This window comes from Burkholderia sp. Bp9143 (assembly GCF_003853645.1).
In the GTDB taxonomy this organism is placed as follows: domain Bacteria; phylum Pseudomonadota; class Gammaproteobacteria; order Burkholderiales; family Burkholderiaceae; genus Burkholderia.
Genome location: NZ_QTPO01000022.1, coordinates 41,693 through 57,941, shown reverse-complemented (window position 1 = coordinate 57,941; position 16,249 = coordinate 41,693). Strand labels below are relative to the sequence as shown.

The following is a 16,249-nucleotide window of genomic DNA, read 5'->3' as shown; positions in this document are numbered from 1 at the left end:
TCGGTCCTGTAGAGCGGAAGGAAAGGGATCGGGGCGGTTCAGAGACGGCGTTTCACTTCGGCGACGATGTGGGCGGGCGTGATGCCGAAGTGTTCATACAGCACTTCGGCGGGGCCCGACGCGCCAAACCCCGTCATGCCGACGAACCCGCCGCGATCGCCGAGATAGCGGTCCCAGCCGAACCGCACGGCGGCTTCGACACCGACGCGTACCGTCTCCGTGCCGAGCACGGACTGACGATAGGCGTCGTCCTGTTCGTCGAACAGTTCCCAGCACGGCAGCGAGACAACGGCGGTCGGAATGCCGGCCTGTTGCAGACGCTCGCGTGCCGTGACGGCCAGCGCCACTTCCGAGCCCGTCGCCAGCAATGTGACGATGCGTTTTCCGCCTTCGGCTTCGGCGAGCACATAGCCGCCGCGCGCACACAGGTTGTCGGTGGTGTGGCGTGTGCGCACGAGCGGTAGCGTCTGTCGCGCGAACACCATCGTGCTGGGCCCGCTGCGATGTTCGTAGGCAAGCGCCCAGCATTCGGCTGCCTCGACGGCGTCGGCGGGGCGAAACACCCGCATGTTCGGCATCGCGCGCAGCGACGCCAGGATTTCCACCGGCTGGTGCGTCGGCCCGTTCCTGCCGACGCCGATCGAATCGTGGCTGAACACGAACTTCACGGGAAGCCCCATCAGCGCGGCCATGCGCATCGCGGGCCGCTCGTAGTCGGAGAACGCGAGGTAGGTGACGGCCAGCGGTATCACGCCGCCGTGTGCGGCCATGCCGTTCGCCATCGCGCCCATCACGTGCTCCCGCACGCCGCAATGCACGTACGCGCCGCCGCGATCCTCGGCGGTGAATGCGTGCAGGCTGCGCTTGTGGCTCGTGGGTGCCTCGAGGTCCGCGCAACCGACCATGCGCTCCGGCAACCGCGCGAGCAGGTCGTTGATCTCGGCGGAAATCATGATGCCGGCCTGGCCTTCGCCGCGCTCGACCGCCTGTTGGCGATAGTCGTCGAGCACGCGTTGCCAGCCGTCGGGCAGCCGGCCGGCGTGAATGCGCTCGAATTCGGCGCGGGCATCGGCGGGCAATGCGGCGAGACGTTCGTGCCATGCGCGATAGTCGCCCTGGCTGCGCTCGCCGGCAGCACGCCACGCGTCGAGCACGTCGCACGGAATCTCGAACGGTGCATGCGGCCAGCCGAGTTCGTTGCGCGCGGCATCGGCGTCGGCGTCGAACAGCTTGCCGCTGTGTCCGCCGCGCTGTCCCTGCAGGCGTGCGATGCCGCGGGCAATGACGGTGCGGCACGCGAGCAGCGACGGGCGCGGATCGCGCCGGGCTTCGTCGAGCGCGGCGGAAACGGCCTCGATGTCATGACCGTCGACCTCGATCACGTGCCAGCCCGCGACACGAAACCGCTCGCTCACGTCCTCGCTGATCGACAGCGACGTGCTGCCGTCATCGGTGATGCGGTTGTCGTCCCAGCAGAGGATCAGCTTGCCGAGCTTCAGGTGTCCGGCGAGCGAGATCATTTCCTGGCCGACACCTTCCTGCAGGCAGCCATCGCCGACGAACGCATACGTATGGTGATTCACGAGGCCGTCGCCGAATTTCGCGTTCAGGTAAGCCTCGGCGACGGCCATGCCGAACGCGTTCGCGATGCCCTGGCCGAGCGGGCCCGTCGTCACCTCGATACCGGCGGTCGTATCGAATTCGGGATGCCCCTCGCAATGCGAGCCCATTTCACGGAAGGTCTTGATCTGGTCGATGCCGAATTGCGCGTAACCCGTCAGATGCAGCAGCGCGTAGAGGAGCATCGAGCCGTGCCCGTTGGACAGCACGAAGCGGTCACGATCGGGCCACTGCGGATCGGCGGGATTGAACTTCAGATGTCGCGTGAACAGTGCCGTCGCGATGTCGGCCATGCCGAGCGGCACGCCTTGGTGGCCTTCGCCGGCGCGCACGATCGCGTCGATGGCAAGAAACCGGATGGCGTTGGCGAGCGGTCGCATGTCGCCCGACGGCATGAGAGTGGACATGACTTCTCCTTGCCGCGTCGCCCTGTCGGGCGGCGGCTGTCACATGATCAATGGTGGAAAGCGGGAAGAGCGCCGCGCCGGTTGCCCTGACGCAGCGCAAGGCGTCAGTGCAGGAAGCCGATCGAGATCCACGGCACGGCGGCCACGACGATCAGTCCGATCACGAGTGCCGCGATGTAGCCGACGATCGGCTTCATGCCTTCGTCGGGATGGATGCGGCTGACCGCGCAGGCCGAGTAGTAGCCGACGCCGAACGGCGGCGCGAAGAGGCCCACGCCCATCGACAGGATCACGACCATCGCATAGTGCACGTCGTGAATGCCCATCTGCCGCGCGATCGGGAACATCAGCGGGCCGAACAGCACGATCGCGGGGATGCCCTCGAGCACGCTGCCGAGCACGATGAACACCAGCACGGACGCCACCATGAACATCGCCGCGCCGCCCGGCAGGGCCGCCATCGATTGCGCGAGCTGCCCGGAGAAGCCCGACTGCGTGAGTGCCCACGCCATGCTCGTGGCCGCGCCGATGATCAGCAGGATCGCGCCGGACAACGCGGCGGTGTCGATCAGCATCGGCTTCAGGCGCGCCCACTCGAAACGCCGGTAGATCAGCAGGCCGGCGAGCACGGCATAGGCGATGCCGATCGTCGACACCTCGGTCGCCGTCGCGACACCTTCGACGACGGCGAGGCGAATCACGAACGGCAACGCGAGTGCGGGTATCGCGATGGCGAACTTGCGCACGATCTCGCCGCGGGTCGCACGACGCACGCCCGACAGGTCGTCGCCGCGATAGCGCCACCAGACGACGGCGCACAGCGTGATCCCGAGCACGACGCCCGGCAGCATGCCGCCCGTGAAGAGCGCCGAGATCGAGACACCCGTCACCGAGCCGAGCGTGATCAACACGAGACTGGGCGGAATGGTCTCCGTCTGTGCGCCCGTGGCCGCCAGCAGCGCGACGAGGTCGCCGGGCTTCGCGCCGCGTGCCTTCATCTCGGGGAACAGCACGGGCGCGACCGCCGCCATGTCGGCGGCCTTCGAGCCGGAGATGCCCGACACCAGGTACATCGCGCCGACCAGCACGTACGACAGGCCGCCGCGCACGTGGCCGAGCAGGCTCGCGAGGAACGCGATCATGGCATTGGCCATGCCCGTCATCTCGATCAGCTGCCCGAGAAACACGAAGAGCGGCACCGACAGCAGGATCAGGTGCGACATGCCTTCGTCCATCCGCCCGACCACCACGCTGAGCGGCGTACTCGTCGTGAGCGCCAGATAGCCGAAGGTCGCGAGCCCGAACGAGAACGCGATCGGCACGCCGGACAGCACGCACAGGGCGACGAGGCCGACGAAGAAGATCAGCAGGTTCAGGTTGCCGAGATCCTGCAGCAAGGGACTCAGCGCCACGAAACCGCCGCCGATCGCCGTCACCAGCGCAAGCGCCGCGAGTGTCATCTGCCAGTTCGCCGTGCGAATCAGGCGCAGGCACGCGACGACGAGCATCAGTACCGAACCGGTGGGCAGTGCCGCGGCGCGCCATGTGTTCGAGATCTCGAGCGCCGGCGTCGTGATGATGCCTTCGTCCTGCGCGAACTCGATGGCGGGCCCGATCACCAGTACGAGGAACGCGACCGGCGCGGCGATGGCGACCACGTCGAGAAAGGCGCGGACGGAGGGCGAGGCCTTGCCGACCAGCGCCGTCATGCGCATGTGCTCGCCGCGGCGCAGCGCGACCACCGCACCGAGCATCGCGAGCCACAGGAACAGCATCGACGCGAGTTCGTCGGACCAGATGAGCGGCGTATGCAGCAGATAGCGGCTCGTGACGCCCGCCAGCAGCACGCCGATCTCCGCGACCACCAGCAGCGCGGCCGGAATCTCGACGAGATGCCCGAGCACGGCGTCGATCGCATCGACGACGCGGCGCGGCGACGGATGAGGGAAAGTGACCGTGTGCATGGTGTTCATACCAGTTTGCCGACGTACTTTTCGAGCAGGTTCCAGCCCTGGTCGCCATACTTCGCTTTCCAGTCGCCATAGAAGCTCGTCTTGCGCAACGCGTCGCGGAACGCCTGGCGGTCGACGTCGACGACGTTGATGCCCTTGGCCTTCAGGTCGTTGCGCAACGAGCCGTTCAGCTTCGCGATGTCCGCGCGTTGCAGGAGCCCGGCCGCCTCGAATTCGCGGGTGACGATCGCACGCATGTCGGCGGGCAGCTTTTCCCACGCGCGGCGATTGCCGAGGATCCAGTAGCCGTCCCACACGTGGGACGTCATGCTGATGGATTTCTGCACTTCGTAGAGCTTGGCTGTCGCGACGATCGGCAGCGCATTTTCCTGACCCTCGACCACACCCGTTTGCAGCGCCGAGTACAGCTCGTTGAAGTTGATCGGGGCAGGGCCCGCATCGAGCGCCTTGAACAGCGACGTGAGCATCGGCGCCTGCGGCACGCGGATCTTGAAGCCCTTCAGGTCTTCCGGCTTCCGGATGACGCGCGTCGACGAGCTGACCTGTCGGAAGCCGTTGTCCCACGGGCGCGACACGGTGACGATGCCGGTCTTTTCGATCTGCGCGCGGATGTAGGCGCCGAGATCGCCGTCCATCGCCTTCCAGACGGTGTCGTAGTCGGGGAACGCGAAACCCGTGTTGACGATGCCGGCGGCGGGCGCGAGCGTCGCGAGAATCGACGATGCCTGGTTGAAGAACTCGACGCCGCCGCTTCTTACCTGCGACAGCAGGTCGGTATCCGAGCCGAGCTGATTCGCGGGGAAGACCTTGATGTCGAGCTTGCCGCCCGTCGCCGTGCGAATCTTGTCGCAGGCCTGTTGAGCGCGGATGTTGACCGGGTGCGTCGGGTCCTGGCCCGTCGCGAGCTTGTACGAGAATTCGGCGGCCGACGCGTTGCGAATCGACAGGCCCCAGAGCGGCGCCGCCGCGGCGACGGTCGCGCCCGCTTTCAGGAAGGTGCGTCGGTTGATGCCGCTGCGAGTGGTCGAGCGGTTGCTCATGATGTGCTCCTCCAATACGGATTTGTGATGTATCGGTGCGTTCTACCCGGACAACACGCTCTCTGGCGCGTTTGTCTTTGCCCGGCGGCTGCCTGCCGCGCGCGGCGGGCCGGGCCCCGCCGCGCGTCTCGTTCGCGTCAGCCGTGAATCAGCATGCCGCCGTTGACGTCGATGACGGCGCCCGTGATGTACGACGAAATCGGCGACGCGAGAAACAGGAATGCGCCCGCGACGTCGTCGGGATCGCCGAGGCGGTTCAGCGGAATGCCCGCGAGAATCTCGCCGCGCTTGTCGTCGCTGATCTTGCCGGCGTTGATGTCGGTCTGGATCAGGCCGGGCGTCACGCAGTTCACGCGAATCCCGTCGGCGCCGAGCTCGCGCGCCATCGCTTTCGCGAGGCCGAGCACGCCGGCCTTCGCCGCCGAGTAGTGCGGGCCGCCGAGAATGCCGCCGCCGCGCTGCGCCGAGACCGACGACATGCAACCGATCGAGCCGCTCTTCTGCTTCTTCATCTGCGGCACGACTGCCTGCGACAGATACAGCACGCCGCGCAGGTTCACGTCGAGGATGCGGTCCCAGCTTTCGGCATCGATGTCGAGCAGCTTCACGGCCTGCGTGATGCCGGCGTTGTTGATGAGCACGTCGATCGAACCGAAATCGGCGACGATCTGTTCGACGGCGGCCTGGCACGCCTGCCGGTCGGTGACGTCGCATGCATAGCCGCGATGCCCGGCGCCGATCGACGCGGCCGCATCGCGCGCTGCCGATGCGTCGAGATCGAGGATCGCGATTTTTGCACCGTGCTTCGCGAACATGCGAGCGGTGGCCATGCCGATGCCGCGCGGCGATGCCGCGCCGGAAATGACGGCGACCTTGCCGTCGAGAAGACGAGACTCTGACATGATGCGGTTCTCCTGATAGGGGGTTCGGTATGCGTTGTCGTGATGGCGGGTGACCCGGTTCAGCCGAGCCAGCGCTTGATGGTGTCGCTCATCGTTTCGGTCGAGATGCCGTAGCGGTCGTGCAGCGTCGGCAGCGCGCCGGCGTCGAGGAACGCGTCGGGAAGCGCGATCTGCCGGAACGGCGGGGTGACGCCGGCGCCGAGCAGCGCGCGCGCGACTGCTTCGCCGAGGCCGCCGATCACCGTATGGTTCTCGGCGACGATCACCATGCGGCCCGTGCGCTTCGCCTCGCGCAGGATGGTCGCGGTATCGAGCGGCTTGATGGTCGGCACGTGCAGCACGCCGACGCCGATGTTGTCCTCCTCCAGCGCTTTCGCGACTTCCAGCGAGCGCATCGTCATGATCCCGGACGAGATCAGCAGCACGTCGTTGCCGTCGCGCAGCAGCTTCGCCTTGCCGAGCTCGAAGCGGTAGTCGTATTCGTCGAGCACGGCGGGCACGTTGCCGCGCAGCAGGCGTGCGTAGACGGGGCCCTTGTGCGCGGCGATCGCCGGCACCATCTGCTCGATGTCGAGCGCGTCGCACGGATCGATCACCGTCATGTTCGGCATCGCGCGCATCAGTGCGAGGTCCTCGGCGGCCTGGTGGCTCGGGCCGTAGCCCGTCGTGAGGCCCGGCAGCGCACAGACGATCTTGACGTCGAGGTTGTCTTCCGCGATGGTCTGATGGATGAAGTCGTACGCGCGGCGCGTCGCGAACACCGCATAGGTCGTGACGAACGGCTGCGCGCCTTCGTGCGCGAAACCGGCCGCGGCGCCCATCAGCAACTGCTCGGCCATGCCCATCTGGTAGTAGCGCTCCGGAAATTCCTTCGCGAAGATGTGCAGGTCGGTGTACTTGCCGAGGTCGGCCGTCATGCCGATCACGTTCGTCTTCACGCGCGCTAGTTCCGACAGCGCATGGCCGAACGGCGCGGGGCGCGTGATCTGGCCTTCGCCCGCGATCGACGCGATCATCGCGGAGGTCTTCAGGCGCGGCTTCTTCGCGACGGTGCTCATGCTTGCCTCCCGGCGTCGAGCGCATCGAGCGCGAGCTTCCACTCGTGCGCGTCGACGCGGATGAAATGGTTCTTCTCGCGTGCTTCGAGGAACGGCACGCCGCAGCCCATCTTCGTATCGCAGACGATGATGCGGGGTTGCGCGCCGGAGTGCCGGCGGGCGTTGTCGAACGCGTGCGCGACGGCTTCGATGTCGTTGCCGTTCACGCGCTGCGTGTACCAGCCGAACGCCTCGAGCTTGTCGACGAGCGGCTCGAACGCCATGATCTGCGTCGACGGGCCGTCGGCCTGCTGGTTGTTCACGTCGACGATCGCGATCAGGTTGTCGAGCTTCCAGTGCGCGGCCGACATCAGGCCTTCCCAGATCGCGCCTTCGTCGAGTTCGCCGTCGGAGAAGAGCGTGTAGACGAACGCGTCCGAGCCCTTGCGCTTGAGGCCGAGGCAACGGCCCACCGCGATCGTCAGGCCCTGGCCGAGCGAGCCGCCGGACATCTCCATGCCGGGCGTGTAGCTCGCCATGCCGGACATCGGCAAGCGGCTGTCGTCGCTGCCGTAGGTGTCGAGTTCGTCCGCGGGGAGGATGCCGGCTTCGAAGAGCGCGGCGTACAGCGCGATCGCGTAGTGGCCGTTCGACAGCAGGAAGCGGTCGCGTCCTTCCCATTCGGGATCGTCGGGGCGGTAGCGCATCGCGCCGAAGTAGGCGACGGACAGCACGTCCGCAATGTCGAGCGCCTGGCCGATATAGCCTTGCCCCTGTACTTCGCCCATCAGCAACGCATTGCGGCGGATGCGGTAGGCGTGTTCCGCGAGTTGGGCGGTGCGCCCGGCTTCGCTCGTATTCACGCGTGTCTCCTTCTTGCGGCGCCCGGCCTGTACAAGGCCGCGCGCCGGGTGATTCGTGGCGGGATGTTTCGTCCTGCTCGCAGATTCGGGTAATCCCTTGCTTCAGGTGTGCTGCGAGTGAGAGAAAGCGTATCCGCTTGAATCGATCGGCTCAAACGAATTAAAGTGGCTCATCGCTGAATTCAATTCATCCGAGCGCTGCAATGCACAACAAGGTCACACTCAAGTCGATACAGGCTTTCGAGGCCGCCGCGCGGCTTTCATCGTTCGCGCTCGCAGCAGACGAACTGTTCGTGACACCGTCCGCGATCAGTCATCAGATCAAGCTGCTGGAGGACCAGTTGAGCGTTCGCCTCTTTCATCGCGTGCATCGCGCGGTGATCCTCACCGATACGGGGCGGCGGTATGCGGAGGAGATCGGCGCGGCGTTCGCGCGCATCGACAAGGCGACGCGCGACATCGGACGCGTGGAGAAGAGCGACATCCTCACCGTGCATGCGACGCCCAGCATCGCGACGCAATGGCTGATGCCGCGGCTCGCCCGCTTCAGCGCATTGCATCCGGATATCGACGTGCGGCTCAATGCATCGTCGGCGCCGGTCGACCTGATCAAGGAATCCGTCGACATCGATATCCGCTACGGCGCGCGGCGGCTGCAGCCGGCCGGCACGATGGTGCTCGACCTGCCGCTCGAGACGATCGTGCCGCTTTGCGCGCCGCGGATCGCGAACGGCGAGCATCCGATTCGCACGGTCGCGGATTTGCGGCATCACACCCTCATCCACAGCGAAGGGTGCCTGGTCGGGTGGCGGGACTGGATGCGGCTGCACCGCAAGGTCGTGCTCGACATCACGCGCGGTCCGCGTTTCGATCGCTCGTTCATGGCGATCAGCGCGGCGGTGGACGGGATGGGCGTGTGCCTGGAAAGTCTGCTGCTCGTGCAGCGCGAACTCGAAATGGGCACGCTGGTGGCCCCGCTCGGGTTCGACGGATTGCGCGTGAACGGGTACACGCTCAATCTGCTGAAGTCGCGGGCGGACTTGCCGAAGCTGAAATGCTTTCAGGACTGGCTGTTTGCCGAGCTGGAAGGGCACGAATAGCATTCAGCGCGGAAGCGGCGATCGCGCGTCACGACATTCCCCGGCGTGCCACGCCATGTGACGAAACTCGGCACCGTGTTGCTCGCGAAGATCGCCGGGATGGAGTCGCGGCTGGCGACGGTGAAACGCTGAACGGGGGGCGCGCGCCGCGCATGGCGCGAAGCACATGTTCCGCCTTTATCTATTTTCGAGATAGTCCATATTCCGGATATCGCGTTGCGGGATAGCACGCGCCACCGCCAAACTTGCGCAAAATCAATTCCACCCGGAGACATTCATGCGTACGCAAGTCGGCATCATCGGCGCTGGGCCCGCGGGCCTGCTGCTTTCCCATCTTCTTCATCTGCGCGGCATCGAGTCGGTCGTCCTCGAGTCGCGCAGCCGCGAACAGATCGAATCCACCATCCGCGCCGGCGTGCTCGAACAGGGCACGATGGACGTGCTGGCCGAATCGGGCGTCGGCGACCGGATGAAAGCGGAAGGCGCGCTGCATCACGGCTTCGAGCTGGCATTCGAAGGCAAGCGCCGCCGCATCGATCTCACCGAACTGACGGGCAAGGCGATTACCGTCTATGCGCAGCATGAGGTGCTGAAGGATCTCGTGGCCGCTCGTGTCGCGGCCGGCGGTGCGCTGTATTTCAACGTGTCCGGGACGACGATTTCCGGCATCGACACCGATGCGCCGTCGATCCGCTTCGTGCACGACGGCGTCGCACAGACGCTCGACTGCGACTTCGTGATCGGCTGCGACGGCTCGCAGGGCGTGTCGCGCACGATGATCCCCGCCGCGCTGCGGCAGGACTACGAGCGGGTCTTTCCGTTCGGCTGGTTCGGCATTCTCGTCGACGCACCGCCGTCGTCGGACGAATTGATCTATGCGCGTCACGAACGCGGCTTCGCGCTCGTCAGCACGCGGTCGCCGAACGTGCAGCGCATGTATTTCCAGTGCGACCCGAAGGATTCGGTCGACAACTGGTCCGACGATCGCATCTGGGCCGAGATGCATGCGCGCGTCGACTCCGCCGACGGCCAGCAGGTCGTGGAAGGCCGGATCTTCCAGAAGAACATCGTCGGCATGCGCAGCTTCGTGTCGACGACCATGCAGCACGGCCGCCTGTTCCTGGCCGGCGACGCCGCGCATATCGTGCCGCCGACGGGCGCGAAGGGCCTTAATCTCGCGGTGTCGGACGTGCGCATCCTGACGTCCGCGCTGCAGGCGTTCTACGACGAAGACCGCACCGACCTGCTCGACGCGTACAGCGAAACCGCGCTGCGCCGGATCTGGCGTGCCGAACACTTCTCGTACTGGATGACGCGCATGATGCATCGCCTCGACGACGCATCGCCGTTCGAGCAGCGTCTGCAGGTCGCGGAGCTCGAGCATGTGACGACATCGCGCCCGGCGGCGATGGCGATGGCCGAAAACTACGTCGGCGCGGTTGCGGTCTGACGCGCGGCCACCGAGTCGGCTGTCCCGGTCGCGGCATCCACGAGCCGCGACCGGCCCCGAAGCGAGAAACGGACCGGCTCACGACCGACCGGGCATCAGGTCGCGATAGGCCGATTCCCTGAACTCGCCCGGCGTCATGCCGGTCTGCTTGCGGAAATAGCGGCTGAAGTACGCGCTGTCCGCAAAACCCATCTCGTGCGCGATCTGCTTCACGCTCAGATTCGAATAAACCAGATCGCGCTGCGCTTCGCGAATCAAGTGCGCGTTGACGACCGCCGTCGTCGAGATCCCCAATTCCTCCCGGCAAACGCGCGCAAGCTGCGCGGCCGTCACGCCGAGCCGGTCCGCATAGAATTCCACCGGCCGATGCTCGCGAAAATGCGTGTCGATCAGTTCGCGAAAACGCCGCAGCAAGGTTCCGCGCCGGTCGGTGCCGGCATGCGACGGCGCTGCCGCGAGATCGCCCAGGCGCGCGACATGAACGACGAGCGCGACCAGCAATGCCATCCCGGCCGCGCCGCGCCCGCGTGACGTGCTGCGGAATTCCTGTTCGAGCAAGGCGAACAGCGGCATCAGCATCGCCACGCTTGCGTCCGCCCCCTTGACCGGGATCACCGCCGCCCGTTGCAGGATCGACAGCGCACCCGGTGCGGCGGTCTTGACCAGCGTTTCCAGCGCGCGCTGCACGACCGTGATCACGAGCCCGTCGATGTGGGGCGAGAACTCGAACGCATGGACCGTCTGCGCGGGCAGCAGCACGAGGCACGGCGGCGCGAACGTGTGCTTCTCGCTCTCGATCACGACATGCCCGTGCCCGCCGCGGATGTACAAAATCTGCAATAGCGCATCGTGACGGTGCGCGGCGATATGCCAGTCGTTCGGCCGGCTGCGCTCCGGTATCCATTCGAAGTTGAACGCGTCGTACCAAGGCGGACGAGCTGATTCGCCATACAGATCGTAGTTAGGGATTCTCCTCATGCCGCGCGGCCTCCTGTGTACAAATTGTCCTGTTGCTTGCGGCGTTTGTCCAATTTCCGCGCGATGCGCGCTTCTATACTTTTCTCATCGACGTAGCGCTTGCAGTTAACCCATCGCGCGACGTTCGGGCAGCGTGTACCGGATCGATCCGGACATTTCCAGCCTATTTCAAAAGGAGACCTAATGATATCGCAAGCAGACATTCGACAGCGGGACTGGCTTCGTCTCGACGGGCAGGTGTGTGTCGTGACCGGGGCGGCGGGGGGCATCGGTACGTCGATCGTCGAGGCGTTCGTGGCGGCCGGCGCGCGGGTCGCACTGCTCGACCGCGACGCGGACGGGACCATCGCGCTCGCCGAGCGGCTGAGCGCGGCAGGCGGCGATGTCGTCGCAATCGGGTGCGACATCGGAGACCCCGCCAGCGTGACCCAGGCCGCCGAACGCGTGGAGCGCGATCTCGGTCCCGCGGACGTCCTCGTGAACAACGCCGGCCTGTTGCGTGCCGGCGGCATCGAGACCATCGGCCTCGACGCGTGGAACGCGATGCTGCAGGTCAATCTCACCGGCTACATGCTGTGCTCGCAAGCGTTCGGGCGCGCGATGCTGGCGCGCGGCTCGGGCGCGCTGGTGCATGTCGCGTCGATCGCGGCCCGGTACCCGCAGACACATAGCGGCGCGTATAGCGCGAGCAAGGCGGCGGTCGCGATGCTGGCGCGACAACTCGCGGCGGAGTGGGGGCCGCGCGGCATTCGCAGCAACACCGTGTGCCCCGGGATGATCCGCACGCCGCTGTCGGAGTCGTTCTATGCGAGCGGCGATATCGAGGCGCGCCGCAGCGCGATGACCGCGAGCCGCCGCATCGGCCGGCCGGACGACATCGCGAACGTCGTTGCGTTTCTCGCCAGTCCGCGTGCCGCGTATGTGAATGGCGCGGAACTGGTGGTCGACGGCGGCCTCGACGCGATGCTGATGGATCTCGTGCCGCGGCCGGGCTACGAGGCCGGCGCCGACGCACGCTGATTCAACGACCTTGCCGTGCCGCACGCGCGGCTCGAAGCCCGGGCTGGGCGAAGCGGCGGCGCGGTTATTCCAGAGACGGAGGAAGACATGATCAACCATCAGCAGCGTTCGACGCACGTCACGTGCGATCTGCTCGTGATCGGATCGGGAGCGGGCGGCTTGTCCGCCGCCATTACCGCACGAAAGGCAGGCCTCGACGTGATCGTCGTCGAGAAGGAAGCGTGCTTCGGCGGCACGACCGCGTTTTCCGGCGGCGTGCTGTGGATTCCCGGCAATCACCACGCGAGCGCCAACGGCGTGCACGATACGCGCGACGCCGCGCGCACGTATTTGCGCGGCGAAACGGGCGCGTTCCGCGACGATGTGGCGATCGAAGCCTTTCTCGAGCACGGCCCGCGCATGCTCGAATTCTTCGAGCGCGAAACGGACGTGAAATTCGTCCCGACGCTGTATCCCGACTATCACCCGAACGTGCCCGGCGGGGTCGACATCGGCCGCTCGGTCGTCGCCGCGCCGTACGATGCGCGCCGGCTCGGGCGCGATCTCGAGCGCCTGCGCCCGCCATTGAAGACGATCACGTTCATCGGGATGATGTTCAATTCGTCGAATGCGGACCTGAAGCACTTCTTCAACGCGACGCGCTCGCTCAAGTCCGCCTGGTACGTGACGAAGCGGCTTGCCGCGCATCTGAAGGATCTCGCGCTGTACCGGCGCGGCGTGCAGATCACGAGCGGTAACGCGCTCGCGGCGCGACTCGCGAAGTCCGCGCTGGACCTCGGAATCCCGATCCTGACGAACACGCCGGCCCGCGAACTCGTGACGGACGGCGGACGCGTCGTCGGTGCGGTGGTCGGGGAGGACGGCGCGACGCATCGCATCACCGCGCGCCGTGCGGTCGTGCTTGCGAGCGGCGGCTTCTCGCACGACGTCGCGCGAATCGCGCGTGCTTACCCGCACGTCGCGCGCGGCGGCGAGCATGTGTCGCCCGTGCCGACCGGCAACACCGGCGACGGCGCGACGCTCGCCGAGCGGGCCGGCGGCCGTGTGGAGATTCGCTATCCGCAGCCGGCTGCATGGATGCCCGTTTCGCGCGTGCCTCTCGGCGAAGGCCGCTTCGGGGTGTTTCCGCATCTGCTCGATCGCTACAAGCCGGGCGTGATCGGCGTGACCCGCCGCGGCACGCGTTTCACGAACGAATCGAATTCGTACCACGACGTCGGCGCGGCGATGATCGCCGCATGCCGCGACGAAACCGAGACGGCGATGTGGCTGGTGTGCGATCGCGCGACGATCCGCAAGTACGGGCTCGGTTTCGCGAAGCCCGCACCGGTGCCGCTTGGGCCGCTGCTGCGCAACGGCTATATCGTGCAGGGCCGCACGCTGGCGGAACTCGCCCGGCGGGCCGGCATCGATGCGGCGAATCTGGAGGCGACCGTGCGGCGCTACAACCACGACGCCGTGCGCGGCGAGGATCCCGAATTCGGTCGCGGCACGACATCGTTCAACCGCTATCTGGGCGACGCCGATCATCGTCCGAATCCGTGCGTGGCGCCGCTCGGCGACGGGCCGTACTACGCGCTGAAGGTCGTGATGGGCGATCTTGGTACCTTCGACGGAATCCGTACCAATGCGGTCGGCCAGGTGCTCGCCGCCGACGACCGGCCGATCGCCGGCCTGTACGCGGTCGGCAACGATCGCGCCAGCATCATGGGCGGCAACTATCCGGGCGCGGGGATCACGCTCGGCCCGATCATGACGTTCGGCTACCTGAGCGCGCGCCATATCGCGGGGCTCACCGACCTCACCGACCTCACCGACCTCACCGAACCGATGCAGCCCGCAACCGCGGCGCATCCCGCCGACACGCGCGCGACCGCCTGAACCCGGAGCAGACCATGACTACCGCGAAAGCATTCGTCGACCATCGCATCTACACGATCCGCCCACGCGGCATGGCGGAGTTCATCGAGATCTTCGACCGGCTCGCGATGCCGATCCAGGTGAAGCATCTCGGTGCGCCCGTCGGCTTCTACATGAGCGACATCGGCGCATTGAACCAGGTCGTCCATCTGTGGGGCTACGACAGCATCGCCGACTACGACGCACGGCGCACCGCGCGCGATGCCGATCCGGACTGGCCCGCGTATCTGCAGGCGTCCGGTCATTTGATCGTTGCGCAGGAGAGCCGCATTATCCGCCGCGTCGCGTTCCCGAGCCTCGCGTACCTGACGCGCTGATTCCATGACGACGACATCATCGGAACACGACATGAACGACACACGCTTGGCGAGGGTGGCCATCGTGACGGGCGGCGCGGACGGCATCGGCCGGGCGTGTGCGCCCGGCTGACCTGCACCGCGCATCCGAAACCGGATTCACAACGAAACATGACCATGGAGATGTCCGCGCGCATGCGGCGCATCCGCGCCGTCTTGCGCCCGGACCGAAGGAGACACACGATGAAAACCCCAACGCGTACACTCGACGTGCAGTCGTTCATCGACGCCGAGCGCTTTTCCCCCTGTCAGTGGCTGATCCTGATCCTGTGCTTTCTGGTCGTCGCCGCCGACGGCTACGATACGGCCGCGATCGGCTTCATCGCGCCCGCGCTGACGCACGACTGGGGCATCGCGCGCAGCGCGCTCGGCCCGGTGATGAGCGCGGCGCTGGCCGGGCTCGGCATCGGCGCGCTCGCGGCCGGACCCTGCGCCGACCGCCTCGGCCGCAAGACCGTGCTCGTGCTGTCGGTGGCCTGCTTCGGCGCGTGGAGCATGGTGTCCGCGCACGCGCAGTCGATCGAAGCGCTGACCGCCTTTCGCTTCCTGACCGGGCTCGGCCTGGGCGCGGCGATGCCGAACGCCGTCACGCTGATGTCGGAATATGCGCCGGCGCGAATCCGCGGCGTGGCCGTCAACGCGATGTTCTGCGGGTTCTCGTGCGGGCTCGCGGCGGGCGGCATCACGTCGGCATGGCTGATTCCCCATTTCGGCTGGCAAAGCGTGCTGACCGCGGGCGGCATCGGGCCGATCGCGCTGGCGATCGTGCTCGTGATGCTGTTGCCCGAGTCCGCGCAGTATCTTGCGGGACGCCAGGGCACGCATGCGCGCATCGCGAGAATCCTCGCGCGGATCGCGCCGAACGAGCGCTTCGACGACTGCACGTTCGCGGCCGCCGGCGCGCGCCCGCAGGCTGGCGGGGCGTCCGCGCTCGCACAGGTGCTGTCCGCGCAGTTTCGTTCGCGCACGCTGATGCTGTGGGCGGCCTACTTCATGGGGCTGCTGATCTATTACCTGCTGACCAACTGGATGCCGACGCTGCTCCGCGACGCGGGCTTCAGCGCCGAAGGCGGTGCGCTGATGACGTCGCTGTTCCCGCTGGGCGGCGTGCTCGGCAACCTCGGTGTCGGGTGGCTGATGGATCGCTTCAATCCGAACCGGACGATCGTCTGCGCGTATGTCGTGGCCGCGCTGCTGGTGCTCGTGGCGAGCCGCACGATCGGGCATGCCGCGTGGCTCGGCACGCTGATCTTCCTGTGCGGCACCGTGGTGACGAGTGCGGTGACGTCGATGTCGGCGTATGCGGCGAGCCTGTATCCGACGCGGTGCCGCGCGACGGGCGTGGCCTGGATGCTCGGGATCGGACGGATCGGCGGCGTGGCCGGGGCCTTCGCCGGCGCGCTGCTGATGGGCCTCGGCTGGCGCTTCGGCGATGTGTTCAGCCTGCTTGCGGTGCCGGCGCTCGCCGCGGCCGGTGCGTTGTACGCGATCGGTCATTGCCGCACCGAAATCACGGAACAGGAGCGGGCGAGCGGGGCGGCCGTGCAGCAACACTGATGCGGCGGGCGCCCGTCGAGCGCGCG

13 protein-coding genes are annotated in these 16,249 nt (G+C 66.8%); 6 read left to right on the top strand and 7 right to left on the bottom strand.

What is annotated here, in order from left to right; genetic code table 11:
* Window positions 1-38: 38 nt before the first annotated feature.
* The 6 genes from tkt to DIE23_RS18120 form a co-directional block, all read right to left on the bottom strand.
* Window positions 39-2,015: a transketolase gene (tkt, locus tag DIE23_RS18145; protein WP_124613449.1), complete on the bottom strand. Its 1,977-nt coding sequence runs from the start codon at window positions 2,013-2,015 to the stop codon at window positions 39-41.
* Window positions 2,016-2,131: 116 nt separating this feature from the next.
* Entirely contained in the window at window positions 2,132-3,991 is a 1,860-nt protein-coding gene (locus DIE23_RS18140; protein ID WP_124613448.1) for a TRAP transporter large permease subunit, read from the bottom strand.
* Between the two features lie 5 nt (window positions 3,992-3,996).
* Window positions 3,997-5,040 carry a TRAP transporter substrate-binding protein gene (locus DIE23_RS18135; protein WP_124613391.1) on the bottom strand — a complete coding sequence of 348 codons (1,044 nt, stop codon included), beginning with the start codon at window positions 5,038-5,040 and terminating at the stop codon, window positions 3,997-3,999.
* 137 nt (window positions 5,041-5,177) lie between these two features.
* Window positions 5,178-5,942 carry an SDR family NAD(P)-dependent oxidoreductase gene (locus tag DIE23_RS18130; protein WP_124613390.1) on the bottom strand — a complete coding sequence of 255 codons (765 nt, stop codon included), beginning with the start codon at window positions 5,940-5,942 and terminating at the stop codon, window positions 5,178-5,180.
* A gap of 59 nt (window positions 5,943-6,001) precedes the next feature.
* Window positions 6,002-7,000 (bottom strand): transketolase family protein, encoded by a 999-nt coding sequence (locus DIE23_RS18125; protein WP_124613389.1) that lies wholly within the window; start codon window positions 6,998-7,000, stop codon window positions 6,002-6,004.
* A complete protein-coding gene (locus DIE23_RS18120) occupies window positions 6,997-7,842 on the bottom strand; it encodes a transketolase (protein WP_124613388.1) in 846 nt (281 codons plus the stop codon). The genes DIE23_RS18125 and DIE23_RS18120 overlap by 4 nt, the downstream gene beginning before the upstream one ends.
* Window positions 7,843-8,045: 203 nt before the next feature.
* Here DIE23_RS18120 and gcvA point away from each other — a divergent pair, with 203 nt between their 5' ends.
* Both gcvA and DIE23_RS18110 read left to right on the top strand, forming a co-directional pair.
* Window positions 8,046-8,942 carry a transcriptional regulator GcvA gene (gene gcvA / locus DIE23_RS18115; protein ID WP_124613387.1) on the top strand — a complete coding sequence of 299 codons (897 nt, stop codon included), beginning with the start codon at window positions 8,046-8,048 and terminating at the stop codon, window positions 8,940-8,942.
* A gap of 277 nt (window positions 8,943-9,219) precedes the next feature.
* On the top strand, window positions 9,220-10,392 hold the full coding sequence (locus DIE23_RS18110; RefSeq protein WP_124613386.1) for a 4-hydroxybenzoate 3-monooxygenase: 1,173 nt from the start codon (window positions 9,220-9,222) through the stop codon (window positions 10,390-10,392).
* Between the two features lie 78 nt (window positions 10,393-10,470).
* On the opposite strand, the gene DIE23_RS18105 is transcribed toward DIE23_RS18110, so the two are convergent.
* On the bottom strand, window positions 10,471-11,370 hold the full coding sequence (locus DIE23_RS18105) for a helix-turn-helix domain-containing protein (RefSeq protein ID WP_124613385.1): 900 nt from the start codon (window positions 11,368-11,370) through the stop codon (window positions 10,471-10,473).
* A 183-nt stretch (window positions 11,371-11,553) separates the two neighbouring features.
* Here DIE23_RS18105 and DIE23_RS18100 point away from each other — a divergent pair, with 183 nt between their 5' ends.
* The 4 genes from DIE23_RS18100 (at window position 11,554) to DIE23_RS18085 (ending at window position 16,223) form a co-directional block, all read left to right on the top strand.
* Window positions 11,554-12,390, top strand: a complete 837-nt coding sequence (locus DIE23_RS18100; RefSeq protein ID WP_124613384.1) for an SDR family NAD(P)-dependent oxidoreductase — start codon at window positions 11,554-11,556, stop codon at window positions 12,388-12,390.
* An 87-nt stretch (window positions 12,391-12,477) separates the two neighbouring features.
* Window positions 12,478-14,271 carry an FAD-dependent oxidoreductase gene (locus tag DIE23_RS18095; RefSeq protein ID WP_124613383.1) on the top strand — a complete coding sequence of 598 codons (1,794 nt, stop codon included), beginning with the start codon at window positions 12,478-12,480 and terminating at the stop codon, window positions 14,269-14,271.
* A 14-nt stretch (window positions 14,272-14,285) separates the two neighbouring features.
* On the top strand, window positions 14,286-14,627 hold the full coding sequence (locus DIE23_RS18090) for an NIPSNAP family protein (RefSeq protein WP_124613382.1): 342 nt from the start codon (window positions 14,286-14,288) through the stop codon (window positions 14,625-14,627).
* A 222-nt stretch (window positions 14,628-14,849) separates the two neighbouring features.
* Window positions 14,850-16,223, top strand: a complete 1,374-nt coding sequence (locus DIE23_RS18085; protein WP_124613381.1) for an MFS transporter — start codon at window positions 14,850-14,852, stop codon at window positions 16,221-16,223.
* The last annotated feature ends 26 nt before the right edge of the window (window positions 16,224-16,249 follow it).